Origin of the sequence: Deinococcus grandis, from assembly GCF_001485435.1 — a bacterium.
Taxonomy (GTDB): Bacteria; Deinococcota; Deinococci; order Deinococcales; family Deinococcaceae; genus Deinococcus; species Deinococcus grandis.
This window is the reverse complement of record NZ_BCMS01000001.1, coordinates 206,970-229,574: the sequence shown is the minus strand read 5'-3', so window position 1 is coordinate 229,574 and position 22,605 is coordinate 206,970. Positions and strand designations below refer to the sequence as shown.

The 22,605-nt window shown below is 68.3% G+C and carries 19 protein-coding genes and 1 tRNA gene; 11 read left to right on the top strand and 9 right to left on the bottom strand.

Annotated features, from left to right (window positions below; all coding sequences use genetic code 11):
* Positions 1–119 precede the first annotated feature (119 nt).
* The 7 genes from DEIGR_RS21160 to DEIGR_RS01165 all read left to right on the top strand — a co-directional run bounded on the left by DEIGR_RS21160 (position 120) and on the right by DEIGR_RS01165 (position 10,483).
* On the top strand, positions 120–3,413 hold the full coding sequence (locus DEIGR_RS21160; protein ID WP_058974571.1) for an eCIS core domain-containing protein: 3,294 nt from the start codon (positions 120–122) through the stop codon (positions 3,411–3,413).
* A gap of 2 nt (positions 3,414–3,415) precedes the next feature.
* Positions 3,416–4,378 carry a hypothetical protein gene (locus DEIGR_RS01195; protein WP_058974570.1) on the top strand — a complete coding sequence of 321 codons (963 nt, stop codon included), beginning with the start codon at positions 3,416–3,418 and terminating at the stop codon, positions 4,376–4,378.
* 98 nt (positions 4,379–4,476) lie between these two features.
* Positions 4,477–5,442: a hypothetical protein gene (locus tag DEIGR_RS20155; protein ID WP_153013580.1), complete on the top strand. Its 966-nt coding sequence runs from the start codon at positions 4,477–4,479 to the stop codon at positions 5,440–5,442.
* A 22-nt stretch (positions 5,443–5,464) separates the two neighbouring features.
* The gene (locus DEIGR_RS01185; RefSeq protein ID WP_153013579.1) at positions 5,465–5,752 is read left to right on the top strand and encodes a hypothetical protein; all 288 of its coding nucleotides are present in this window, start codon (positions 5,465–5,467) and stop codon (positions 5,750–5,752) included.
* A 46-nt stretch (positions 5,753–5,798) separates the two neighbouring features.
* Entirely contained in the window at positions 5,799–6,992 is a 1,194-nt protein-coding gene (locus DEIGR_RS01180; protein ID WP_058974563.1) for an acetate kinase, read from the top strand.
* Positions 6,989–9,094, top strand: coding sequence for a phosphate acetyltransferase (pta, locus tag DEIGR_RS01175; protein WP_058974561.1), 2,106 nt, complete (start codon positions 6,989–6,991; stop codon positions 9,092–9,094). The genes DEIGR_RS01180 and pta overlap by 4 nt, the downstream gene beginning before the upstream one ends.
* A 411-nt stretch (positions 9,095–9,505) precedes the next feature.
* Positions 9,506–10,483: a DNA cytosine methyltransferase gene (locus DEIGR_RS01165; RefSeq protein WP_058974557.1), complete on the top strand. Its 978-nt coding sequence runs from the start codon at positions 9,506–9,508 to the stop codon at positions 10,481–10,483.
* A gap of 1 nt (position 10,484) precedes the next feature.
* On the opposite strand, the gene DEIGR_RS01160 is transcribed toward DEIGR_RS01165, so the two are convergent.
* From DEIGR_RS01160 to ddrC, 4 genes are all read right to left on the bottom strand, one after another.
* Positions 10,485–11,381: a NaeI family type II restriction endonuclease gene (locus tag DEIGR_RS01160; protein ID WP_058974555.1), complete on the bottom strand. Its 897-nt coding sequence runs from the start codon at positions 11,379–11,381 to the stop codon at positions 10,485–10,487.
* 47 nt (positions 11,382–11,428) lie between these two features.
* The gene (locus tag DEIGR_RS01155; RefSeq protein ID WP_058978468.1) at positions 11,429–12,517 is read right to left on the bottom strand and encodes an LptF/LptG family permease; all 1,089 of its coding nucleotides are present in this window, start codon (positions 12,515–12,517) and stop codon (positions 11,429–11,431) included.
* 41 nt (positions 12,518–12,558) lie between these two features.
* Positions 12,559–13,605 carry an LptF/LptG family permease gene (locus tag DEIGR_RS01150; RefSeq protein WP_058974552.1) on the bottom strand — a complete coding sequence of 349 codons (1,047 nt, stop codon included), beginning with the start codon at positions 13,603–13,605 and terminating at the stop codon, positions 12,559–12,561.
* Positions 13,606–13,678: 73 nt separating this feature from the next.
* Complete coding sequence (gene ddrC, locus DEIGR_RS01145) at positions 13,679–14,374, bottom strand: DNA damage response protein DdrC (RefSeq protein WP_058974550.1); 696 nt, start codon at positions 14,372–14,374, stop codon at positions 13,679–13,681.
* 206 nt (positions 14,375–14,580) lie between these two features.
* On the opposite strand from ddrC, the gene DEIGR_RS01140 reads away from it, so the two are divergent.
* Positions 14,581–16,470, top strand: a complete 1,890-nt coding sequence (locus DEIGR_RS01140) for an acetate--CoA ligase (protein ID WP_058974548.1) — start codon at positions 14,581–14,583, stop codon at positions 16,468–16,470.
* Positions 16,471–16,578: 108 nt separating this feature from the next.
* Here DEIGR_RS01140 and DEIGR_RS01135 read toward each other — a convergent pair whose 3' ends face one another.
* The gene (locus tag DEIGR_RS01135; protein ID WP_058974546.1) at positions 16,579–16,908 is read right to left on the bottom strand and encodes a hypothetical protein; all 330 of its coding nucleotides are present in this window, start codon (positions 16,906–16,908) and stop codon (positions 16,579–16,581) included.
* A gap of 484 nt (positions 16,909–17,392) precedes the next feature.
* Between DEIGR_RS01135 and der the strand changes: the two genes are divergently transcribed.
* Positions 17,393–18,715, top strand: a complete 1,323-nt coding sequence (gene der / locus DEIGR_RS01130; protein ID WP_058974544.1) for a ribosome biogenesis GTPase Der — start codon at positions 17,393–17,395, stop codon at positions 18,713–18,715.
* Positions 18,716–18,746: 31 nt separating this feature from the next.
* Here der and DEIGR_RS01125 read toward each other — a convergent pair whose 3' ends face one another.
* Both DEIGR_RS01125 and DEIGR_RS01120 read right to left on the bottom strand, forming a co-directional pair.
* Positions 18,747–19,430: a winged helix-turn-helix domain-containing protein gene (locus DEIGR_RS01125; protein ID WP_058974542.1), complete on the bottom strand. Its 684-nt coding sequence runs from the start codon at positions 19,428–19,430 to the stop codon at positions 18,747–18,749.
* A gap of 108 nt (positions 19,431–19,538) precedes the next feature.
* Positions 19,539–19,614: transfer RNA gene (locus DEIGR_RS01120), tRNA-Ala, on the bottom strand.
* Positions 19,615–19,723: 109 nt separating this feature from the next.
* Between DEIGR_RS01120 and DEIGR_RS01115 the strand changes: the two genes are divergently transcribed.
* Together DEIGR_RS01115 and DEIGR_RS01110 are read left to right on the top strand one after the other, a co-directional pair.
* Positions 19,724–20,956, top strand: coding sequence for a class I SAM-dependent RNA methyltransferase (locus DEIGR_RS01115; RefSeq protein ID WP_058974539.1), 1,233 nt, complete (start codon positions 19,724–19,726; stop codon positions 20,954–20,956).
* A gap of 256 nt (positions 20,957–21,212) precedes the next feature.
* A complete protein-coding gene (locus DEIGR_RS01110; RefSeq protein ID WP_236704618.1) occupies positions 21,213–21,638 on the top strand; it encodes a hypothetical protein in 426 nt (141 codons plus the stop codon).
* Here the strand turns inward: DEIGR_RS01110 and DEIGR_RS01105 are convergent.
* Together DEIGR_RS01105 and DEIGR_RS01100 are read right to left on the bottom strand one after the other, a co-directional pair.
* Positions 21,610–22,110, bottom strand: a complete 501-nt coding sequence (locus DEIGR_RS01105) for a hypothetical protein (protein ID WP_058974538.1) — start codon at positions 22,108–22,110, stop codon at positions 21,610–21,612. The genes DEIGR_RS01110 and DEIGR_RS01105 overlap by 29 nt on opposite strands.
* 93 nt (positions 22,111–22,203) lie before the next feature.
* The gene (locus DEIGR_RS01100) at positions 22,204–22,587 is read right to left on the bottom strand and encodes a 4'-phosphopantetheinyl transferase superfamily protein (protein ID WP_058974535.1); all 384 of its coding nucleotides are present in this window, start codon (positions 22,585–22,587) and stop codon (positions 22,204–22,206) included.
* Positions 22,588–22,605 lie beyond the last annotated feature (18 nt).

Sequence of the window (22,605 nt, the reverse complement as noted above, 5' to 3'; positions counted from 1 at the left end):
TCCCGGCATCAGGCAGACCCGTCCCGGCCACCTCGCGGCCGGAACGGGTCTGCCGGTCAATGTCGCGTGACCGTCCCGCCGAAATGACCTATTGTCAACCTCATTGCGGAGGACAGGTCATGTTTGAGCGTCAGGGCGCCACGCGCACCAGGAACATTCCGAGATCCAGCACCCGGCACGCCGGGGAACCCGAACAGTTCCACCCGTTGCCGCTCGCCGCGCCCTTGCAGCGGTTCCTGAGCACGCCCGTCCGCGCGCAGGGTCAGGCCGCCCGGCCCGTCCTGCGCGCCGCCACACTCCAGCGGCAGGAGGAGGCCCGCCTGTCGGGTGCCCGCGCCAGTGTGCAGCAGCAGGTCACCGCCCTGGGTGAAGTCCAGTCTTTCCAGCGGCACGCCCAGATGCCGGTCCCCGCACGGCCTGTCACGCCGTCCGACTGGGCCACCGTCATGCGCCACCGAGCCGAGAGCGTCGAGGGGCAGCGGCTGGACACCCGCACCTTCGGGGAGTTCCAGACCCTCCAGCGGCAGGTCGCCCAGTCCCTGAGTCAGGGCTTCCGCATGGACCGGGGCGAACCCGCCACCCGCTACGCCACCTATGGCGCGCACCTCGCCACCCTGCAACGCCACGCGCTGAGTGCCCCGGTGTCCCGCGTGGTCCTGGGCCTCGTCCCTCCTGCTGAGCGAGTGCCCCTCCAACGCGCAACGGATGAAGCCTTGCACCGTCAGATGGCGCAGGAGCAGGCGGTCCTGAACTTCGACACCCTCGCGTCCCTACAACGCCAGTTGGCGGAACTGGACGCCGAGGCCACCCAGCCTGTCCTGCACCGCATCCAGGCCAGGCGTGGCGCGGGGAACCCCCTGCCGGAAGCGATCCAGCGGCATCTGGAGCAGGGATTGAATCATGACCTGAGCCGCGTGCGGATTCACGACGACTCGGAAGCGGACACACTGGCCAAAGGGGTGAATGCGCTGGCGTTCACGACGGGCACGGACATCTTCTTCCAGGCGGGACGGTTCGACCCGAACACGCGTGGCGGGCTGGAGTTGTTGGCGCACGAGGTGACGCACACGGTGCAGCAGAGCCAGGGGCGCGTCGGGCGCGGCATCGACCCGGACGCCGGACTGGAAGCCGAAGCGCGCAGTATGGGTGCGAAACTCGCGCAGAGCGGCCCGCAGTTCGGCACGAAACACACCCCCAGGCCCCGCGCGGCCCTCCTTGCCCCCACCACACCCGCCGCCCCCACCGTGCAACGCTGGGGCCTGGGCGACCTGAAGAAACTGACGGGCAGCGCCGCCGCCAGCCTCAAGAGCGCTGTCAGGAACGTCCAGAAAGCCACTCAGAAGCGCGTCCAGAAGACAGTTGCCCGCGTGAAGAAGACCGCCGCACCGGCAATCAGGGCCGCACGTCAATCCGCGAGTCAGACCCTGAGAACCGCACAGAAGCTCCGCGCACAGGTCAGCGCGAGCATCACGAAGGCAGGACAGACCGCGCGCGAGTACGGGCGGCAGACCTTGCAGAACGTCAAGACGAAGGCCCGCGCAGCAGCGCAGCAGGTCAGGAGGCAGGCCACCCAGTTGCGCACACGCGCCCACCAGCTGGCCTTCCGTGCTGCCACCGCAGTAGCCAACACGAAACAGCGTCTTCACCACCGGGCGCGCGCGGTGACCGGCGCCCTGCGTCAGGCGGCCTCGGTCACCGCGCTGCATGTGCGCGACACAGCCAGAGCCGCCGGCCAGACCCTCAAGAAAGTGGCGACAGGCATTGTCGACGGCATCAAAACCCAGGCGCAGCGCACCCGGCTGCGCGCTCAGGCCTTCAGGCAGCGCGTCGAGACACGGCTGAGCACCGCAGCCACCGTCGCAAAAACCCGAATCGCCGACGTGAAGACAGCCGCCAGGGCCAGAGCCCAGAGTATCCGGCGCCGCATCGGTGCCACCGCCACCCGCGCCCTGCGCACCACCAAGGGTGGCCTGGGCAGATTTCTGAAAAGCCGCCCCGCCACCGCCCTTCTCCTCGGTGGAGGCGCCGCCCTGACCGCCTTCCAGGCCATCAAACAGGGCGGCGCCAGAGGCCTCTGGAACGCCGCCAAGGGCAAGGCCTCCGAAGCGTGGAAATGGGCTTCCTCCACCGAAGGCAAGGCCACCCTGGCCCGCCTGGCCGTCACAGTGGGCGTCACGGCAGGCGCGGCCCTCCTGACGGGCCTGACCGGCGGGCTCGCCGCGCCGCTGCTGATCATGGCTGCGGGCAGCGTCGCCGGAGGTGCCCTGGGACGCCTGACGCAGAACGCCGTCATGCGCACCGACGACAAGTACAAGGACAAGTTACCGCTGATGCGCGGCGTTCTCGATCCCAAAACCATGGCCCTCGACGGCGCGCTGGGCCTCGTCATGGGGCCCGGCGGCGCGCTCGCTGGCGGCATTGTCAAAGGGGCCGCCGGAAACCTGGGCCGGTACGCCCTGCGACCCGCAGGACAGGGGCTCGCCCAGGGTGCACGACGCCTGATAGGACGGCGAATCACAGCGAATGCCAGTTCACGTGCAGCACTCGGTAACACCTCGCGGATGGGTCAGCGCGACCTTATGAACCGCCTTGATCTGGTCTGGAAGGACATGAAGCAGTACAACGCCAAGCTGGCCAGGGAAACCTGGACGGACATGCAACAGAGCCTCTACGGCAGTGCCGGTGTGGCCGGTCGTGCGACCAGGGACATCAGATCGCTGCTGGGTGGCCGGAAGGCACTGAGAACCCGGCAGTTCACCGTGGCACGTGACCGGGTGGCCGCCATGGACCACCGGGAGGTGCTGACACTGGCCTCGCAACTGAAACTCCCCACGCGATTCAAGCAGGACAAACTGAGGGAACTCGTCGCGCAGGGGCTCGTGAAGACCAACCACCGGCTGGTCGCCCGCCCCATCGCCAGCGAAGCCCGCAAGGCGGCCCTGCGCGCCTCCGGGAAAGACCTCGCCCGGGCTGCGTTCGGCGCGCCCCGCCAGCGTGGCGAGTCCATGGCACGCCGAGTCCTGCGAGGCACGGGCAACCTGTTGACGGCCGGACCCCGAGCCACCTACCGCACCATCCTGGAAAAGGACGCCGGGTGGAGCAAGGCCATCAGCCAGGGCGTCGGTACGGGTCACCTGCTCAGTTCCGTGAGCAACGAGGCCGCCAAGGGCGCGGCACTGGCCGTGAAGACCGAAGCCCTCAAACCTGACGGGGAACAACAACCCGTCAACGGCCAGAAGGTGATGACCGACGCCGTCCTGAACTCGCTGGGTTTCAACCCCGACTACCTGAGTGAAAAAGCCCTGGGCGCAGGCGCAACCGACGGTGCCAAAGCGGTCAATGCGGGGGCCGGGGCCAGTGGCATGAACGATCCCGTACAACTCGAAGACGCGCCACAGGTCGCCACCCCCTGATTATGTTCTGGAACAGAAAAAAATTTGTCGCCGCTCCTCCCTACATGGGTTCCGCTTTCGACTGCGCTGTCCGCTACTGCGAGCAGCACGAAACGGTGACTCACCGCACCGACTCAGAGATTCACGTTCAGCTTGACGGTCACACGGTCTGCATCTACCGCAATCAGGACGACGGGTGGTTGACGGCCCGCGCTTACTACGACGTTGAATATCAGGACAGTGTGGCCAGAGCCTATCAAGAGCACGCCGACTCACAATTTAAACATCTGACCATGCTCCTCGATGTTCTGCCAAACCAGAGAATCGCTCGTTACAGCCAGTTGATGCGGCATCAAGGAAGTCCAGAGATGCTCGTTAGAAACATGCTCTCCACTTATGACTATTTCTTCCATAATCGGGATTCAAGGATCTACCCCCCGGAAGAGCTCAAGTTCATTTGTGGAGGCAAGTCCTTTGAAAATGCAACCCAGGCCCTCATTCATTACATGAAGCACGTCAGGCGAAGCAGAGTGGAAAGTATAGAGGACAAATATATTGCTTTTAATACGGCTGGAGCACACGCCCTGATTGGGACCGGGGAGCTTGCGCATGAGTTTACCATCAGATATGCATTTTCTGATTTTGAAAAGCTCCTTCACGACAATCAGAGCGCGCTCACACCTCATTACTTCGCGGCAGCGTACCGGAAAGCCCCCCTTCACACCGCCTCGTACTGCTTCAGGAACGGCATTTCCGAACTGGCGATTTCCGGGACGTTGACGGCGGGTACGGAGGCGCGGCCCATCTTCACGGCGACCCTGGCGGCGCTGTATCAGGTGCTGCTGGACAGCACCGAGCGCATCAAGATGAATCCGGGCCTCCTGACGGGCAAGCAGCAACTTCAGTCCGAGGAGGAGTCCATTCTCCAGGCAAAGCAGTTCCAGGGCGACCGGACGGGTGGCGTGGAATTCCTCCGCGACGCCTGACATGTGCGTTTAGAACCACATTCACTACCATTCGTTCTCAGACTCACAGCAGATATGCTTGCAAATTCTCGTACTACCCGGAGGTGGCCGCAACAGCTATGTTCTGGAAAAGAAAAAAATTTGTCGCTGCCACATCGTTCACAGGTTCTGCCTTCGATGCAGCCCTCGATTACTGCGAGGCGCACGAGTCTATAATTTCAGTTAGTACCAATGAGTTTTCACTACAGTTGGGGAATTTTACTGTTAATGTGCGCCGCGCACTGGACGACCATTGGCTGGAGGCTCAGGCCTCGTTCGACATACGATCTGAATATGATTCACCAGCCTATTTTTACAATCAGCTGACCCAAAAACAATTCAAGCATATGACTCTGATTGTTGACGCACACGAAGGGATGGGATTGGTCAGATTCAATCAACTGATGCAGTATCAAGCTCGTCCAGAGAAACATGTCTATAATATGCTGTCGGCATTCGAGTACTTTCTGTGTGGTTCAGAATCTCGCCCATGGTCGGACGATGATCTGCAGTTCTACTGTGATGGCAGGAAGTTCAACAACGCGACAGAAGCCCTCCTGTTCTATCTGCGGAAAGTCCGGAGGTGTCCAGTTACCAATCAGACGGATGGTCATGTCACGTTCGATCTGGGAGGAGCGAATGTCGTTGTCAGCCTCGTCGCCGTTCCTCACGAATTTGTCCTCAGATGCGGCTTCAATGACTTCGAGAATCTGGCACGTGGTGATCGTAATGCACTCACGCCTCACTATTTCGCAGCGGCATACCGCAAACTCCCACTTCACACGGCCTCTTACTGTTTCAACGACGGTATCTCCGAACTGGCGATTTCCGGGACGTTGACGGCGGGTACGGAGGCGCGGCCCATCTTCACGGCGACCCTGGCGGCGCTGTATCAGGTGATGCTGGACAGCACTGAGCGCATCAAGATGAATCCGGGTCTCCTGACGGGCAAGCAGCAACTTCAGTCCGAGCAGGAGTCCATTCTCCAGGCAAAGCAGTTCCAGGGTGACCGGACGGGTGGCGTGGAATTCCTCCGCGACGCCTGATTTTCAATTCAGAGGAGTTCTTATGACACAGACCATCAAATTTGGCCGTCAGGCTGTTCGTCGTCCTGCGTTTTCGATCAATGAGTTGTCGTTTTCGTCGTTGCCGTTGTCGTTGGCGGAGGAGCAGCGGCTGGCGGAGGCCGGGGAGGGCGTGCCCGAGGACGCGGTGATGTCAAGGGTGCTGGGTGTGCTGGTGGAGGTGCTGAACGCGCGGGCGGAGGGCGAGCTGGTGGATGCAGGGTGGTTGATGGAGAACCTGACGCCGTCGGATCTGGAGGGGATCGTGGCCCATCTGCGGGGTGAAGGCTGAGGATTCGGGGGCCGCGCGTCCCTGTGCCCACTGTCAGAATGGGCGCATGTGGACTCTGGTGCTGAATTGCGGGTCGAGCAGCGTGAAGTTCGCGTTGCTGGACGTGCAGGGTGGGCAGGTGCGGCTGTCGGGGCTGGCGGAGCGGCTGGGGTCGGCGGGCGCGTCGGCGCGGCTGGACGTGGACGGCGTGCGGCGCGCGGTGGATCTGGGGGGCGGCAGTTACGCGGAGGCGTTCGCGGTGATCGCGGGTGCGCTGGATGAGCTGAGCGTGCGCGCGGGCGTGGGTGCGGTGGGGCACCGGGTGGTGCACGGCGGGGAGCGGTTCAGTGCTCCGGCGCTGATCACGCCGGAGGTGCTGGCAGAGATCCGGGCGTGCGTGCCGCTGGCGCCGCTGCACAACCCGGCGAACATCGCGGGGATCGAGGCGGCGCAGGCGGCGTTCCCGGAGGCGGCGCACGTGGCGGTGTTCGACACGGCGTTCCATCAGAGCATGCCGGAGGTCGCGTTCCGGTACGCGGTGCCGGGCGACTGGTATCGGCAGCATGGGGTGCGGCGGTACGGGTTTCACGGGACGAGTCACGCGTTCGTGGCGGCCCGCGCGGCTGATCTGCTGGGGCGACCGCTGGCGGAGTTGAATCTGGTGACGGCGCACCTGGGGAACGGGTGCAGCGTGTGCGCGGTGCAGGGTGGCCGCAGCGTGGATACCAGCATGGGCCTGACGCCGCTGGAGGGCCTGGTCATGGGGACCCGCAGCGGGGACGTGGATCCGGGCCTGCATGATTACATCGCGCGGCAGGCGGGTCTGAGCCTGTCGGAGGTGACGGCCGCGCTGAACCGTGAGAGCGGCCTGCTGGGCCTCTCAGCCCTGAGCAACGACATGCGTGAGCTGGAGGAAGCCGCGGGACGTGGGCACGCGGGGGCGCGGCTGGCACTGGACGTGTTCGTGCACCGCCTCGCCAAGCAGATGGCGGGGATGGCGGCGGCGATGGGCCGGGTGGACGGGCTGGTGTTCACGGGCGGCATCGGCGAGAACAGCGCCTGGGTGCGCGGCGCGGTGCTCGCGCGGCTGGCGGTGCTGGGCGCCCGGGTGGACGAGGCGGCGAACGCGGCGGCGGTGCGCGGGCAGTCCGGCGTGATCAGCGCGCCGGGGACGTTGGCGGCGCTGGTCGTGAACACGAACGAGGAACTGATGATCGCGCAGCAGACCCAGGAATTGCTGGCGGAAGAGGTGAACGCATGAAAACCCTGTTTGTCGCCCCGACCCGCAACGGCGTGGGCCTGAGCAGCACGGCGCTGGGCCTCACGCGGGCGCTGGAACGGCAGGGCCTGAAGGTCGCGTTCCTGAAACCCATCGCGCAGACGCACGAGCTGAGCACCGACGACAGCGTGCATTTCGCGCGGGCGCTGGCGCACCTGAGCGTGCCCGACCCGATCGCGCTGGCGCTGGCCGAGGAGCAGCTCAGCCACGGGGGCGAGGAGGACCTGATGGAGAGCGTCGTGGCCCTCGCGCAGGAGGTCACGCAGGGCGGCGCGGACGTCCTGATCGCCGAGGGTCTGGCGCTGAACGAACGGAACACGTACGCCGGGGCGCTGAACGCCAGCCTCGCGCGGAACCTCCAGGCGGACACGGTGCTGGTGTCGAGTCTGGCGGGCGTCACGCCGGGCGAACTGGCCGACGAGCTGGAGATCGCCGCGCAGGCGTACCGGCGCAGCGACGGCTCGGGCCTCAGCGGGTACGTGCTGAACTTCGCCCCGCCCGGACTGGACTACGGCACGCTGATGGCCGAGTTGCGCTCGCGCAGCCGCGTGCTCGCCAGCGGGGAACTGCCGCTGCTGGGCGTCGTGTCGCAGTCGGCGGGATTGAACGCGCCGCGCACGCTGGATATCGCGCGGCACCTGCGCGCCGACGTGGTGAACGAGGGCGAGGCCGCCGTGCGCCGCGTGACGAGCACCGTCGTGACGGCCCGCACGGTGCCGCGCATGGCGCACCTGTTCGTGCCGGGCGCGCTGGTCGTCACGCCCGGCGACCGTGAGGACGTCATCATGGCCGCCGCGCTGTCGCACCTCAGCGGCGTGCCGCTGGCTGGGCTGATGTTCACGTCCGGCAGCGGCCCCGAGGAGAGCATCGAGCGGCTGTGCCGCGCCGCGCTGGGGAGCACCCTGCCGGTCCTGCGGGTGAACACGAACTCGTTCGAGACCGCCTCGCGCCTCTCGCGGCTGGACGCGCGCGTGCCGCACGACGACCCGCAGCGGATGGACCGCATGCTGGACTTCATCGCTGACCGGCTGGACACCGTGCCGCTCGGCACGCGCCTGCGCGCCCCGCTGGACGGCGAGCGCCGCCTGCCGCCCAGCGCGTTCCGCTACGAGCTGATCCAGAAGGCCCGCGCGGCCGCCAAACGCATCGTGCTGCCCGAGGGGGACGAGCCGCGCACCGTGAAGGCCGCGATCCGCTGCGTCGAGAAGGGCATCGCCCGCCCCGTGCTGCTCGCCAAGCCCGAGCGGGTGCGGCAGGTGGCCGAGGGACAGGGCCTCACGCTGCCCGATGGGCTGGAGATCCTCGACCCGGACACCATCCGCGCGCTGTACGTCGCCCCGATGGTCGAGTTGCGCAAGAGCAAGGGCCTGACCGCCCCACAGGCCGAGGCGCAACTGGAGGACACCGTCGTGCTGGGCACCATGATGCTCGCGCTGGGCGAGGTGGACGGCCTCGTGTCCGGCGCCATCCACACCACCGCGAACACCGTGCGGCCCGCGCTGCAGCTCATCAAGACCGCACCCGGCTCGAAACTCGTCAGCAGCGTGTTCTTCATGCTGATGCCCGAACAGGTGCTCGTGTACGGCGACGCCGCCATCAACCCCAACCCGAACGCCGAGGAACTCGCCGACATCGCCATCCAGAGCGCCGACAGCGCCCGCGCGTTCGGCATCACCCCCCGCGTCGCCATGCTGTCCTACTCCACCGGGGAATCCGGCAGCGGCGAGGACGTCGAGAAGGTCAAGGCCGCCACCGCCCTCGTCCGCCAGCGCCGCCCGGACCTGCTGGTCGACGGCCCCATGCAGTACGACGCCGCCAGCGTCCTGTCGGTCGGGCAGCAGAAAGCCCCCGGCAGTCCCGTCGCGGGCCGCGCCACCGTGTTCATCTTCCCCGACCTGAACACCGGCAACACCACCTACAAGGCCGTGCAGCGCGCCGCCGGCGTCGTCGCCGTGGGGCCCATGCTCCAGGGCCTGCGCAAACCCGTGAACGACCTGTCACGCGGCGCGCTCGTGGACGACATCGTGTACACCATCGCCCTGACCGCCATCCAGGCCACGCAGGTGGCCGGAGCGGACAGTTGATGGGTGATGGGTGATGGACAGGGCTGACACAGCGGGGCTGGTTCTCCCCCCTGCCCTGCATGGGTACCCCACGCTCTGCAAGCTGATCTGGCTGTATGTCCAGAGCGCCCCTGGAGAACTGCGGGTGGAGACACTGGTCCAGGCGCTCGGCGTGTCCTTCCCGAAAGCGACGACAGCCCTGCGGCACATGATCACGACGGGGGCGATCGTGGCGGTTCAGCCGCGTGCCGGTCGCACGCCCGGGCAGTACCGGGTCGCTCAGGGAGCTGAGCTGGGGACGATCCGGCCCTACGAAGTCCGGCAGCGTCGATCCCCGATCACATCTACTTAACCAATGGTTATGTATAATGCTGATCGAGGATGCCCCACCACACCACGCAGACCGTTTCCATCAGCCATGATGGGACAGCTATGACGACCACACCCCTGACCTCGCTGGAAATCTGCGCCGGGGCCGGTGGACAGGCGCTGGGCCTCGAGGCAGCGGGGTTCGAGCACGCCTGCCTCGTCGAGATCGACCCGCACGCCGTGAACACCCTGCGGCTCAACCGACCCGAGTGGAACGTGATCCAGGCCGATCTCCGGGACTTCGACGCCACACCCTACGCCGGACAGATCGACCTGCTGGCCGGCGGTCCCCCCTGCCAGCCCTTCTCCCACGGCGGCCAGCAGCACGGTCAGCACGACGACCGCGACCTGTTCCCGGAAGCCATCCGCCTGACCCGCGAGTGCCAACCACAGGCGGTCATGCTGGAGAACGTCCGGGGCCTGCTGGACCCCAAGTTCGCCGAGTACCGCCAGTACATCACCGGAGGCTTCGAAGCGCTGGGCTACCGGGTGCAGTGGAACCTGCTCAACTCCAGTGACCACGGCGTGCCTCAACTCAGGCCACGCGTGATCCTCGTGGCCCTGCGGCCCCACCTCGCCCCGGCATTCCACTGGCCGGAACCCTCGGCGACACCGGCACCCACCGTCGGACAGACGCTGGAAGACCTGATGGCGGCCGGCGGGTGGGCCGGTGCTCAGGCCTGGGCGCAGGGTGCCAACACGATTGCCCCCACCATCGTGGGCGGCAGCAAGAAACACGGCGGGGCCGACCTGGGACCGACCCGCTCGAAGCGGGCCTGGGCTGCGCTGGGCGTCAACGGCCACCTGCTGGCCAACGAGGCACCGGGACCCGACCATGAGGGCATGCCGCACCTGACGGTCCGCATGGCCGCCCGCCTGCAGGGCTTCCCGGACGACTGGGCCTTCGCTGGGCGGAAAACCGCGAGTTACCGTCAGGTGGGCAACGCCTTCCCCCCGCCCGTGGCGGCGGCGGTCGGCGCGCAGATTCACCGGTCCATCAGAGCTGGGCAGCGACAGGAAGCCCTGACCGCCGCCATCTGACCTACGGCTCCTTCCGGACGCGGCTCAGGAGTTCAGCGGGAAGTTTCGCCAGCGCCTCGTGCGAGACGGCCATCAGCTCGTCTTTCTTCAGGGTGTGCCCGGTGAGCTGCCGGGCGGCCTCCTGATGGGCCTTCCAGACGCCCGACAGGACCAGGAACGGCAGGGCACTCGCGGTGGACCGTGAGGCGTCCTGCCGCGTGCGCCGCAGCGGGTCTTTCTGCTGCGCCATCGTCTCCACGGCGCTGCGCGGCACCGGGCGTCCCACCGTCTCCGTGAACAGCTGATTGACACGCGCCTGGCCTTTGCGTGCAGCCATGATGCGGTCCACCGCCGCTCCGGGTAGGGTGGCCAGGAAGGTCGGGGCCAGCTGACCCCGGCGGACGAGCCAGGTGGCGGTCGAGCCGACCACCTGATCCACATGGCTGGCCCGCAGGCTTCCCTTCCCGTCGCGGTTTCTCCCGCCCGTGATCAGGTTTGCGCGGGCCACTCCCACGTTGAATTCCAGGCTGTCTTCCATGTGCGTGCCGATCAGCAGGCAGACCGGGGGGCGGCTGTGCCGGGTAGTGTCGTCGTAATCCCTGGGGATCATCCAGGCGCTGCCCTGGCTCCACTTGATGTCCGCCTCGATGCCCTGCACGTCGAGGTCGAGCAGCCGACCTCTGGGGTACTCGAGTTCGTTGCGGAGAATGATCTCCAACTTGGTCCCCACGTACTTCTTCTCTTCGGGCGTGAGGCTGGAGTACTGGATGCGGCCCGTGCGGGGTCCGTCGACGACCTCGTCAATCGCCTGCCGGATCAACGCACCGAAGAAGGACTCCAGATTGGCCTCTCCGCCAGCCGCCTGAATCAATGAGTGCGCAACATGTTCAACCTCGACGTCCGATACGGTGAAGGGCACGCCGCTCAGCGTACCGGACCAGTGCGCGCCACATCTCCCCTGTCGGCTTACCGGCGGGCGCTGAGCCAGAGCAGCAGGCTGCCCGCGAGGACGGCGACGAGGTCGGGGGCGTACGCGGCGACGGCGCCGGGCAGCGCACCCTTCTCGCCCATGACGTTGAAGACGCTGTACGTGGCGTAGTACGCGAAGGTCAGCATGAGGGCCCAGACGAAGCCGACGTTGCGGCCACTGCGGAAGCTGAACACGGCGAGGCTGACGCCGAAGAACGCGAGGGCCAGCGCGGCGAGGGGCGCGGCGAATTTCTGGTGCAGCGCGGTGAACTCGGCGGGCGCCTGGATGCCCTGGGCGCGGTAGGTGCTCAGGCGCGCCCACAAGGCGGGCAGGGGGTCGTTGACGGGCCGGGCCTGTGCGGCGCTGCCGAGGTCGGTGCCGGTGTCCTGGAGGGGCAGGGTGCCGGTCTCGAAGCTGAGGATGGTGACGGGGCGGGCGTCCTGGTACGTGACGCGCTGCCCACCTTTCAGGGTGAGGGTGGTGCTGCCGGGCACGAGGCGGCCTTCGCGGGCGGTGATGACTTCGCGGGGGGGCAGGCCGTCTTGCATGGTGACGATGCGCAGGTCGCGCAGTTCCCCGCCGGGGAGGATCTGCCCGATGCTGATGGCGCGGCCCAGCGCGTCGCGCAGGACGACGTTCTGCCCGTCCAGACCCAGGACGCGGGGGTTGGCGAGGACGATCTGCCGCTGCACTTCCCCGATCTGCGTCTGCGCGCGGGGCACGAGGCCCTCGCCGAGCGCGAAGGCCAGCGCGGTGACGACCCCACCGAGGATCAGCACCGGGCGGTAGAGGCGCGTGGCGGGAATCCCGGCGGCCAGGGCGCTCTTGATCTCGCTGTCGGCGGCCAGCCGCGAGAGCCCCAGCAGTACGGCGAACATCAGGGCGATGGGCAGGGCGCGGGCGGCGGCCTCGGGGACGTTCAGGGCGAGCAGCCGCGCGACCAGGAGGGGTGGGGCGCCCTTGGCGAGCAGCGGCGCGAGGTAGCGTTCCAGGCTGGCGACGACCAGCAGGGCGATCACGGCGGCCAGTGCGCCGAACAGCAGCGGCGCGATCTCCGCGAGGACGTAACGTTCGAAGGTCTTCAGGCGCGGCGCGGCTCGTGGGGCGCGCGGGGTGGCGGGGCGGGTCACCGGAGCCTCCAGGCGAGCGCGGCGGCGAGGATCAGGAACGCGAGGTTCGGCGTCCAGGCGGCCAGGTCGGGCTGCACCGCCCCGGCGCGCGCCAGGCCGGGCATGGTCGTCCACAGGGCGTAGAAGCCCACCAGGAAGACCAGCACGGCGCCGAACGCGGCGGCGCGGTTGCGCAGCAGCAGGCCCAGCGCCCCGGCGGCCAGCGCGAAGATGACGGGCGTGACGGGGTCGGCGGTGCGCTGCGCGACGGTGAACGCGGCCTCGCGGCGGTCCGTGCCGGGCAGGCCGGGGTCGGCGGCGCGCCCCCGCAGGACCGGGGTGGTGGTCTGTTCCACCTCGATAATGGCGGGGCGCAGGCGGTCGGTCTGCGGCACGGTGACCGGTCCGGTCAGGGCGCGGGGGGACTGGCCGGGGCGGGTTTCCCAGGGCGCCAGGAGTGTCCAGGTGCGCGTGCGGGTGTTCCAGGTGCCGGTGCTGGCGGTCAGGATGGTCTGACCGCGCTGCACCATGACGCCCTGCAGCTGCGCCTCGTCGCTGCCGGGCGGCGTGATGACCTTCCCGGCGTAGTACAGCGCGCCGGGCGGGGCGTAGGTGTAGCGCAGCTGTTCGGGGGGTGGGGGGGTCATGTTGTACACGCCGTACCAGGTGTTCCACCAGCGGGCCATGCCCTGCGGCGCGAACTGGTTGGCGTTCCCGTACGTGACGGCCGCGACGAGCAGGAACGGCAGCGCGAGGGGCCACACGAGTCGCAGGGGCGGCACGCCGCCGGCGCTGATGGCCTTGAGTTCGTTGTCGCTCTGCATGCGCGCCAGCGCGAGCAGGATCGCGAAGGGCACGGCCAGGACGAGGCTGCGGTTCAGGAAGCTGGGCGCGAGGCTCAGGAAGGCTCCGGCGGCGGTGCTCAGGGGGGGTCTGTACGTGAGGAGGTTGGCGACGGTGCTGCTCAGGGCGTCCGTGAGTTGCAGCGCGAGGAACAGCGCGACGCCCGCCGCGTACCAGCGCGTGACCTCGGCCAGAACGAGGCGGATCAGGAGTGACGGCACGTGCCGGATTCTAGCGGGACTGCATGAGGGCGGCGGGGGACTTGCGCGTCCACCCGCCGCCCCCGTTCCCGGGTTATCCGGCCTGGGGAGGCTGCGCGCCGTCCCAGCCCTGCCGCTCGTGCCGGGCGAGGTGCTCGTGCACCCGCAGGATGGCGGCGTTGCCGTGCGCGCCGCGGTCCTGGATGGCGCGGGCGGTGGCGGCGTCGAGGTACGCGAGGCGCAGCAGTTCGGTGCTGCTCAGTCCGTCGCGGGTGTGTTTCACGCCGCGTTCCCGGCGGATGGTGGCGCTGTCGGTGCCCAGGACGCTGCGGTTGCTGATACTGCCCAGCTGCCCGTACACGTTCCCGGCGCCGCCGTGCCGGGCGACGGTGCTCATGAGTTCCCGGCGGGCGTGGGTGCTGTCCAGGCGCGCGGCCAGCCAGCGGCGCGCTTCGGGGTCCGGGTTGCGTTCGGCGATGCTGGCGGCGAGGCGCACGTCACCCTGGAGGGCGCCGGTCAGGAGGTCCTGGGCGCGCTTCCGCCAGCGGCGGGCCTGGGTGGTGTCCAGCGCGAAGCACAGCGCGGTGAAGGCGGGGACGCTCAGGGCGTCTTCCGGACCGGCGCCGAAGTCGGCGGTGTCGGGGGTCAGGTCGTGCGCGGCGAGGGTGGCGCTGTACGCGTCTTCGGGGACGCCCAGCTGCGTCAGGGCCGCCGCCGCGTGGAGGAGGCCGTCCGCGCTGACAGGCAGCCGGACGGTGCCGAAACCGAGGGTCAGGGGTACGTTCTTCACAAGAAAAGTATAGCACGGATTATGCTTTCAGCATAATTTGGTTGTGGGGTGTAGGTTGTGGGATGTGGGAACGGCAGGTCGCCCGGCATGCCTGCTACAACGGTGTTTTTTAATCTTTTCCGACAACCCACATCCCACCTCCCACAACCCCTATACACTGAGCGGCACGCACAATCCGACGCCGCTCCCCCACGGAGGTTTCACCCATGACGGATGCCCATCGCCCTGACCGCTGGTTCGTGCCCGAGTCCGTGCTGCGCCGCCTGAACAGCGACCCCGAGGGCGACATCGAGGCCGCCCGCCGCGACCCGGACGCGTTCTGGCTGGCGCAGGCCCGCGCCTTCGAGTGGACGAAGGCGCCCACGACGGGGCTGACCTGGGACCGCCCGCACATGCAGTGGTTCGCGGACGGCGAGACGAACATTACCCTCAGCGCGCTGGACCGCCACGCACGGGGCGAGGCGCGCACCCGCGCGGCGCTGATCTGGCTCTCGGAGACCGAGGAGGCGCAGGTCATCACGTACGGCATGCTGCACGAACGGGTCGAGCGGGCCGCCGCCGGGCTGCGCGCGCTGGGCGTGAATACGGGCGACCGCGTCGTGATCTACATGCCCCTGACCCCGGAGGGCGTGATCGCCATGCTGGCCTGCGCCCGTCTGGGCGCGGTGCACTCGGTCGTGTACGCGGGCCTGGGCGTGGGCGCGCTGCGCGACCGCATCACGGACGCCGGGGCGCGCGTGGTCATCACGGCGGACGTCGGGTACCGGCGCGGGAAACTCGTGGACCTGTACGCCATCGCCTCGGAGGCCATCGCGGACCTGGGCGGCGTGGAGCACCTCGTGCTGTGGGAACGCATCAAGACGTACCAGCGCGAACACGACGCCCGCACCGTCCCCTGGGAGAGCCTCTTCACGCACGGCCGCGCCGGGGCGGTGTCCGTGAACGCCGAGCACCCCCTGTACGTGCTGTACACGTCCGGCAGCACCGGGAAACCCAAGGGCGTCATCCACACGCACGGCGGGTACATGGTCGCCAGCACCTACCACCTCGGACAGCTGTTCGACGTCCGGGCCGGGGACGTGTTCTTCTGCACCAGCGACATCGGCTGGATCGTCGGGCACAGCTACATCGTGTACGCGCCGCTGGCCGCCGGGGCGACCGTCCTCTTCCGCGAGGGCGCGCCGGACTTCCCGGACCCCGGCGTGTTCTGGCGCGCCGTCGAACGCTACGGCGTGAACGTGCTGTTCACCGCGCCCACCGCGCTGCGCCTGTTCATGAAACTCGGCCCCGACGTCGTGAAGGGCCATGACCTGAGCAGCCTGCGCGTGATCGCCTGCGCGGGCGAGGCCCTGAACCCGGAGGCGTGGCGCTGGGCGCAGGAGCACCTCGCCGGGGGGCTGGAGGAGGGCGCGCACGCGGTCGTCATCGACCACTGGTGGCAGACGGAACTGGGCGCCCCGATCCTGGGGACCCACCCGCGCTGGCCCGCCCGGCCCGGCTTCGTGGGCCGCCCCCTGGCGGGCGTGGACGCCGACGTGGTCGACGAGCAGGGCCACAGCCTCCCGGACGGCGTGCAGGGGCACCTCGTGCTGCGCCGCCCGACGCCCGGCATGATGCGCGGCATTCACGGCAACCCCGACAAGTACGCGCAGGTCTGGAACGAGAACCCCGCCGGGTACCTGTCCGGGGACCTCGCCGTGCGGGACGAGCACGGGTACATCAGCATCCTGGGCCGCGCGGACGACGTGCTGAACGTCGCCGGGCACCGCATCGGCAGCGCGGATGTCGAGGACGCCCTGGTGTCCCATCCCGCCGTTGCGGAGGCCGCCGTGATCGGCATTCCCGACGACCTGAAAGGCGAGAGCATCGTCGCGCACGTCATCCTCAGAAAAGGTTTCGAGGATCAGGTGGGGCGGGGCCTGCGCGCCAGCATCAGCGAACACGTCCGGCGCGAACTCGGCCCCATCGCCACGCCCGGCGAGATCCGCGTCGTCACGGCCCTGCCCAAGACCCGTAGCGGGAAGATCATGCGCCGCGTCCTGCGCGCCCAGGCGCTCGGGCAGGACCCCGGCGACCTCACCACCCTGGAAGGATAGGCGGGAACAGCAATAAAAAATCCGCCTCGTGGGCGGTGATGTCCAGAACTATAGCGCGGTATGCAGGGGAGGTCAAGGATATCCACCCGAAACCGTCCCTGCCCCGATTCACGTACTGGGGCCTTCGCGGCGCAGGAGCTCCAGCCAGTTCAGGGCGACCGCCCACGGCAGGAACGCCAACCCCGCCGAAACGATGTTCCAGATGACCATCAGCACACTCCCTCTCAGGCCACCCGAGCTGGGGAAGAGGAGTTGCGGCGCGCTCCACATGACGATCATGGGGAGCAGACCGCCCATCAGGACCGCCACCATGACCCCCATGGCCGCCCGCAGGCCCAGATCACGGCGACCCAACCACACGCCGTACATGAAGATCAGGCCTGCCGCGAGGATGCCAGTGCTGGCGCCCAGACTGCTCAGATTCAGGGTGGTGTTCACACCTGCACGCTCCGCGGCCCGGACCGCCCGGGTTGCCTCACCTGCGGCACGCTCACGGGATCAAAACGAAAAATCCGCCCTTATCGGACGGTGATAAAAATAGGATAACGCGGTATGCGGCGCATGTCAACTCATGCGCATAGGCCTGAAAAATGCGTGCAGCACGACCTCTGCCAATCCGCCATCCAGCGGTATGCAGCCTCATCTCCCCTCTCCCGGCTGGAACCGTTCCTTGCGCACCGACGCCCGCACGGCCCGGTGCGGTAGACTCGTCTGTCGCAGGCCCCCTCACCGTGAGGCACAGGCCGTTTCGGCGGAACCCCCCAGACGCCCGGGGTGGAACCGACACCGTACAAGGAGCGTCACCATGCACCCAGACTGCACTCCTCCGGCCCGAGCCTGCCGGCCGTGCCTCCGGACTTCCGTCCGGGCGCAATAACTCCCACTCGCTTCGCTCGTCGCCCAGACGGGCGCGGAGGACACTATGCATAAAGTCGCCATCGTCGGCCGACCCAACGTCGGCAAGTCCAGCCTGTTCAACCGCCTCATCGGCCGCCGCGAGGCCGTCGTCGCCGACTTCCCCGGCGTGACCCGCGACGCGAAAGAAGGCCTGATGCTGTACCACAACCACCGCATCACCCTGATCGACACAGGGGGCCTCTGGAGCGGGGACGAGTGGGAAGAAGCCATCCGCCAGAAGGCCGAGTGGGCCATGGAAGGCGCGCAGGCCATCATCTTCGTCCTCGACCCCCGCGAGGGCCTGTCCGCCGCCGACTACGAGGTCGCCGACTGGCTGCGCCGCCTGAACAAACCCGTCATCATCGCCGCGAACAAGATCGACAGCCCCAAGCACGAGGTCTACATGGCGGAACTGTGGGGCCTGGGCTTCGGGGAACCCCTCCCCATCAGCGCCGAGCACGCCCGCGGCCTCGATGACCTCATGGACCGCGTCCTGACGCACATGCCCGAGGACACCGAGGACGTCCCCGAGATCGCCCCCATCCGCATCAGCCTGATCGGCCGACCCAACGTCGGCAAGAGCAGCCTCCTGAACGCCATCACCCAGACCGACCGCGCCATCGTCGCCGACCAGCCCGGCACCACCCGCGACAGCCTGGACGTCGAATGGGACTACGGCGGGCAGCGCTTCGTGCTCGTGGACACCGCCGGGATCCGCAAGAAACCCGACACCGCCATCGAGGACTACGCCATCCAGCGCTCCCAGGCCGCCATCGAACGCAGCGACCTGATCTGGCTGGTGCTGAACGCCGGGGAACTCGGCGATCACGAACTGAAACTCGCGAACCTCGCGTACGACAGCGGTAAACCCGTCATCGTCGTCGTGAACAAATGGGACCTCGTGCCCGACGAGGACCTCAAACGCGTCGAGAAGGACCTCAACCAGAAACTCAACCACATCTCTTACGCGCCGCGCGTGTACACCAGCGCCATCAACGAGTACGGCATTCACGACATGCTCGCCGAGGCCATGAAACTCCACGAGAAATGGCAGAGCCGCATCCCCACCAGCGAACTCAACCGCTGGCTGGAAGTCTGGCAGATGCGTCAGGCCGTCCCGAACTTCCACGGGAAGAAACTCAAGATGTACTTCATGACCCAGGTGGAAACCGCGCCCCCCACATTCGCGATCTTCTGCAACCGCGCCGACTTCGTCACCCGCGCGTACGAGGGCTTCCTGCAGAACCGCATCCGCGAGGACCTGCAACTCGCCGGGATTCCCGTCCGCCTGAAATGGAAGGAAAAGGGCCCCTACAAACGCGAGAAGAAAAACGAAGCCGACGAGTAACCACACAGCCCCCGCCCCACGCGGGGGTTTCTCACGGCGCCGGATTCAGGCCCAGGAAGGTATTCAGGTTGCGGGATAGGGAGAGGGTTCCAGCGGGCTGCGCGGGGTCGCTGAAAGCCAGCACGGCCAGCGTGCAGGAGTCTCCCGTCTCGCTGTGGCCCTCGGCGGCGGCGCGGGTCAGGACGTCACTCAGGTCGCGGGCCAGCCGCGCGTACCGTTCCGGGGTGAGGCGCAGCGTCAGGCGGTCGAGGTGGGCGGGGAAGGGCACGTGGATGGGGTCGGTCACGTCGTCCAGGGGCTCGGTAGGATGCTCCTCGTTCCCGAAGCCGACCACGTCCTCCTCGCCGTCACGCATGACGGCCCAGCAGCGCTCGTACGCCGCCAGGAACCCGTCCGTGAGGTCACGCAGGTCGCCCCGTCCGTTGCCGTCCGAGTCCTGCGGGGGCAGCAGGTCGCTGGCTACCCGGAAGGTGCGGGCGCGCAGCTGGTAGTACACGTGTCCGGCCTCGCGCCGCTGCTCGAACAGCAGGCCCAGGCCCGCCAGTCGCCGCGCGTGGTGATCCACGAGATTCGCGGGCATCCCGGCGCGGGCCGCCACGTCACTGGGCGAGGCGGGACTCAGGAACAAACCCAGCAGATGGGTGTCCTGCCGCAGGGCGCGGGCGGCGGGTTCGTCGGTGACGCGCAGGCTCTCCAGCTGGGTGGGTTCGGACATGGCCGCAGCATGCCCCGAGAGGCTTTCAATGCGCGACAGGCGGGGCTGAAAGCGCCTCAGCCAGTAGGGGGCACATGGAAAAACCCCTCCGGGTGGAGGGGTCTACTCTGGTGGAGCTGAGGGGATTCGAACCCCTGACCTTCTGAATGCCATTCAGACGCGCTCCCAACTGCGCCACAGCCCCTGATGCCTCAGGGCTCAGGGAATGTATCACTCCGTGGGGCGCGTGTCCAGTGGGGGCGTGTGTGGGGTCGGTCCTGCGCGGTGGGGGTCGTCCGCGCTACGCTGTGGGGATGTCGGACGCACTGCTTACGCTGGAAATCGAGAAACTTGTAGCCGGGGGGCTGGGGCTGGCCCGGGACGAGTCCGGCGTGGTGCTGGTCCGGGGGGCGCTGCCGGGTGAGCAGGTCACGGCGCGGGTGCGCAGCGGGAAGGGCGTGCGTCAGGGCGTGACGGTGGAGGTGCTGCGCCGCAGCCCGGACCGCGTGGACGGCCCGGACCTGCCCACGGCGGATCTGGCGCACGCGAGTTACGAGGCGCAGCTGGGCTTCAAGCGGGCGTTCGTGGAGGAGGCCCTGAGCCGCATCGCGAAGGTGCGGCACGGGGTGGCGGCGACGGTGCCCAGCCCGCAGGAGTGGGGCTACCGGAACACTGCGCAGTACCTCGTGACGCCGCAGGGTCTGGCGTACCGTGAGCGGCGCGGCAGTGATCCGCTGGTGGTGCGCGCAGACCCGCTGGTGATGCCGCAGATTCAGGCGGTGCTGGACCGCATTGACCCGGAGCGGCTGGACCCGGCGACCGAGGTGGCATTCCGCGCCAGCCGCCTGACGGGCGAGGTCGTGGCGGCGGTGATCGGCGCGGGGGAACCGAAGGCGTTCCTGCGGGCCAGCGATCACCTGATGGAGGCCGGGGTGGTGGGCGTGAGTCTGGCGCAGCCGGCGGGTCGGCGCTTCAGTGCGGGCGTGCGCCTGATCGCGGGTGAGGGCGAGATCACCGAGCAGTTCGGGGAGGTGCAGGTGCGGGTGTCCGCGACGGGCTTCGCGCAGGTGAACCCGGAGGCGGCGGGTCTCGCGTACCGCCGGGCGACGCAGCTGGCCGGTGAGGGCGAGCACGCGGTGGACCTGTACGGCGGGGCGGGCGCGATCGGTCGTCACCTCGCGAAGCACTTCCGGCGGGTGACGGTGCTGGATTCGTCGGCGGAGGCGCTGGCGCGTGGGCGGCAGGACGTGGCGAACACCGGCGAGGGGAACGTGACGTTCCGCAACGGGGACGCGGCGCGCTTCAGTGAGCTGGGCACGGACGTGATCGTGGTGGACCCGCCTCGGGCGGGGCTGGAGGAGGCGGCGCGGGATCACATTCACGCGAGCACGGCGGACCGGCTGGTGTACGTGTCGTGCGATCCGGCGACGTGGGCGCGGGACGTCGGGGATCTGGTGCGGCGCGGCTGGAAGCTGGGCGAGGTGGTCCCGCACGACTTCTACCCGCAGACGAGTCACGTGGAGATCGTGAGCGTCCTGAACCGCTGATACTGACTCCGGTTGAAAGGTTTGCAAAATCTTTCAACCCGAGCGGAGCGAGTGGGAGAAAAACGGGTTCCGGGCGTGGAGTTGGCAGATCGGCGGTGTTCCGATCTGTTAACGAAACAAACGGAACCCGCATGACGCGCCCTCGCCTGTTCGCCCTGCCCGGCCGCTCCGGTGGTCTGGGCAGGGCGACCTTCATGAAGCCCTTCGTGAGTGGACCCTGACGCAGGCTTCGCCTTCAGGCGCTAGGCTGCCGCGCGTGAAGGTGCTCCCCCTGCTGCTGTGTTCCGTCCTGCTGTGCGGCTGTCAGGACCGCGAGGCCCGCGCGCAGAACGCGGCGCTCCAGGCGCGCGTGACGGAACTGGAAGCGCAGGTAAGGGCCATGCAGGCCGAGCAGGAGACGGCCCTGCCGTCGGACGCCCGGAGCGTCACGGTGCGGGCGGCGGGGCAGACCTGCGCGAACGCCCTGACCCGCACGCTGGAGGTGTTCCGGGAGGACAGCCTGGATGACCGCTACCCGTCCGCGGCGCAGACGCAACTTCCGGCGGAGTGCGTGGACCTGCGGGTGAACTGGGTGGCGCGCAGCGAGCGGGCGTACACGTTCACGGTGACGGACGCCTCGGGGCGTGAACTGGCCCGCCAGAGTGGCGGTGTGCCTACGGCTGATCCAGCCAGCGGGGGCTGAGGCCCGCGACCGGGTCGTTCCCGGTCTCCCCTTCCCGCAGGATCACGAAGGTGCTCACGCGGGTGCCCGTGAAATCGATGATCAGTGCCCAGACGGTCGTCGGGTCGCGCTGGAAGGTGGCGCTGCGGACGTAGAAGGTCTCGCCGCCTCTGGTCAGGGTCCGCTCGCCGATCTGCTGCCGCTGCGCGCCGAAGGTCTGCACGCCCGCCTCGCGGTACGCGCGGAAGTCCGCCAGGGTGCCCCACTGCGCGCGGACCTCCGGCGTGAAGGCCTGCCACAGGGCATCGAGTTTCACGGGGTAGAACTCGGTCAGCAGGGCGCGACCACGGGTCAGGGCGGCCTGCTCGGCGGCGGCCTGCACGCTGGGTCCAGGCAGGCTCTGCGCGGGGGCCGGAGGCGCCACCAGCAGGCAGAGGCTCAGGCCGACTCCCCGGCCCACGGTACGGCACACGTCCCGGACGCTGGTGTTCATGCTCCAGCGTACGCCCGCCCTGTCGGGCACGCTGTCAGCGGGCGGACAGTTCCGGCCGCGTGCCGTCCAGCTCGGTAGCGCTCAGGCGGGGCCTCAACGCGCCTCCAGGATCACGACCGCCGAGGCGTGTTCCTTGGTGTGCGTCAGGGTCAGGTGCGCCACCCAGCCGCGTTCGGCCAGTTCGGCGGCGATGTGGGGCGCGAAGCCCAGCACGGGCGGCGCGAACGGGAAGGGACCGTCCGGGGTGCGGTCGCGCTGCACCCACACGTCCCGCCAGCCGTGCGGGCGCGGCCAGACCTTCTGGAAGGCTTCCTTGGCGGCGAAGCGCGCGGCGAGGCTGGGTGCGGGGTCGGTCAGGCGCGCGCAGTACTCGAGTTCGGTGGGCGCGAAGAGCTTCTCGGCGCGTCTGCCTTCACGCTCGAGCATGCGCCGGATGCGGCTGATCTCGATCAGGTCATGCCCCACGGCGACGATCATGAGGGTCAGCATAGCGGC

Bases quoted from the DNA above. Each gene is read 5' to 3' on its own strand.
- DEIGR_RS21160 (WP_058974571.1), top strand. From the start codon at position 120: ATGTTTGAGCGTCAGGGCGCCACGCGCACCAGGAACATTCCGAGATCC.
- DEIGR_RS01195 (WP_058974570.1), top strand. From the start codon at position 3,416: ATGTTCTGGAACAGAAAAAAATTTGTCGCCGCTCCTCCCTACATGGGT.
- DEIGR_RS20155 (WP_153013580.1), top strand. From the start codon at position 4,477: ATGTTCTGGAAAAGAAAAAAATTTGTCGCTGCCACATCGTTCACAGGT.
- DEIGR_RS01185 (WP_153013579.1), top strand. From the start codon at position 5,465: ATGACACAGACCATCAAATTTGGCCGTCAGGCTGTTCGTCGTCCTGCG.
- DEIGR_RS01180 (WP_058974563.1), top strand. From the start codon at position 5,799: ATGTGGACTCTGGTGCTGAATTGCGGGTCGAGCAGCGTGAAGTTCGCG.
- pta (WP_058974561.1), top strand. From the start codon at position 6,989: ATGAAAACCCTGTTTGTCGCCCCGACCCGCAACGGCGTGGGCCTGAGC.
- DEIGR_RS01165 (WP_058974557.1), top strand. From the start codon at position 9,506: ATGACGACCACACCCCTGACCTCGCTGGAAATCTGCGCCGGGGCCGGT.
- DEIGR_RS01140 (WP_058974548.1), top strand. From the start codon at position 14,581: ATGACGGATGCCCATCGCCCTGACCGCTGGTTCGTGCCCGAGTCCGTG.
- der (WP_058974544.1), top strand. From the start codon at position 17,393: ATGCATAAAGTCGCCATCGTCGGCCGACCCAACGTCGGCAAGTCCAGC.
- DEIGR_RS01125 (WP_058974542.1), bottom strand. From the start codon at position 19,430: ATGTCCGAACCCACCCAGCTGGAGAGCCTGCGCGTCACCGACGAACCC.
- DEIGR_RS01115 (WP_058974539.1), top strand. From the start codon at position 19,724: ATGTCGGACGCACTGCTTACGCTGGAAATCGAGAAACTTGTAGCCGGG.
- DEIGR_RS01105 (WP_058974538.1), bottom strand. From the start codon at position 22,110: ATGAACACCAGCGTCCGGGACGTGTGCCGTACCGTGGGCCGGGGAGTC.
- DEIGR_RS01100 (WP_058974535.1), bottom strand. From the start codon at position 22,587: ATGATCGTCGCCGTGGGGCATGACCTGATCGAGATCAGCCGCATCCGG.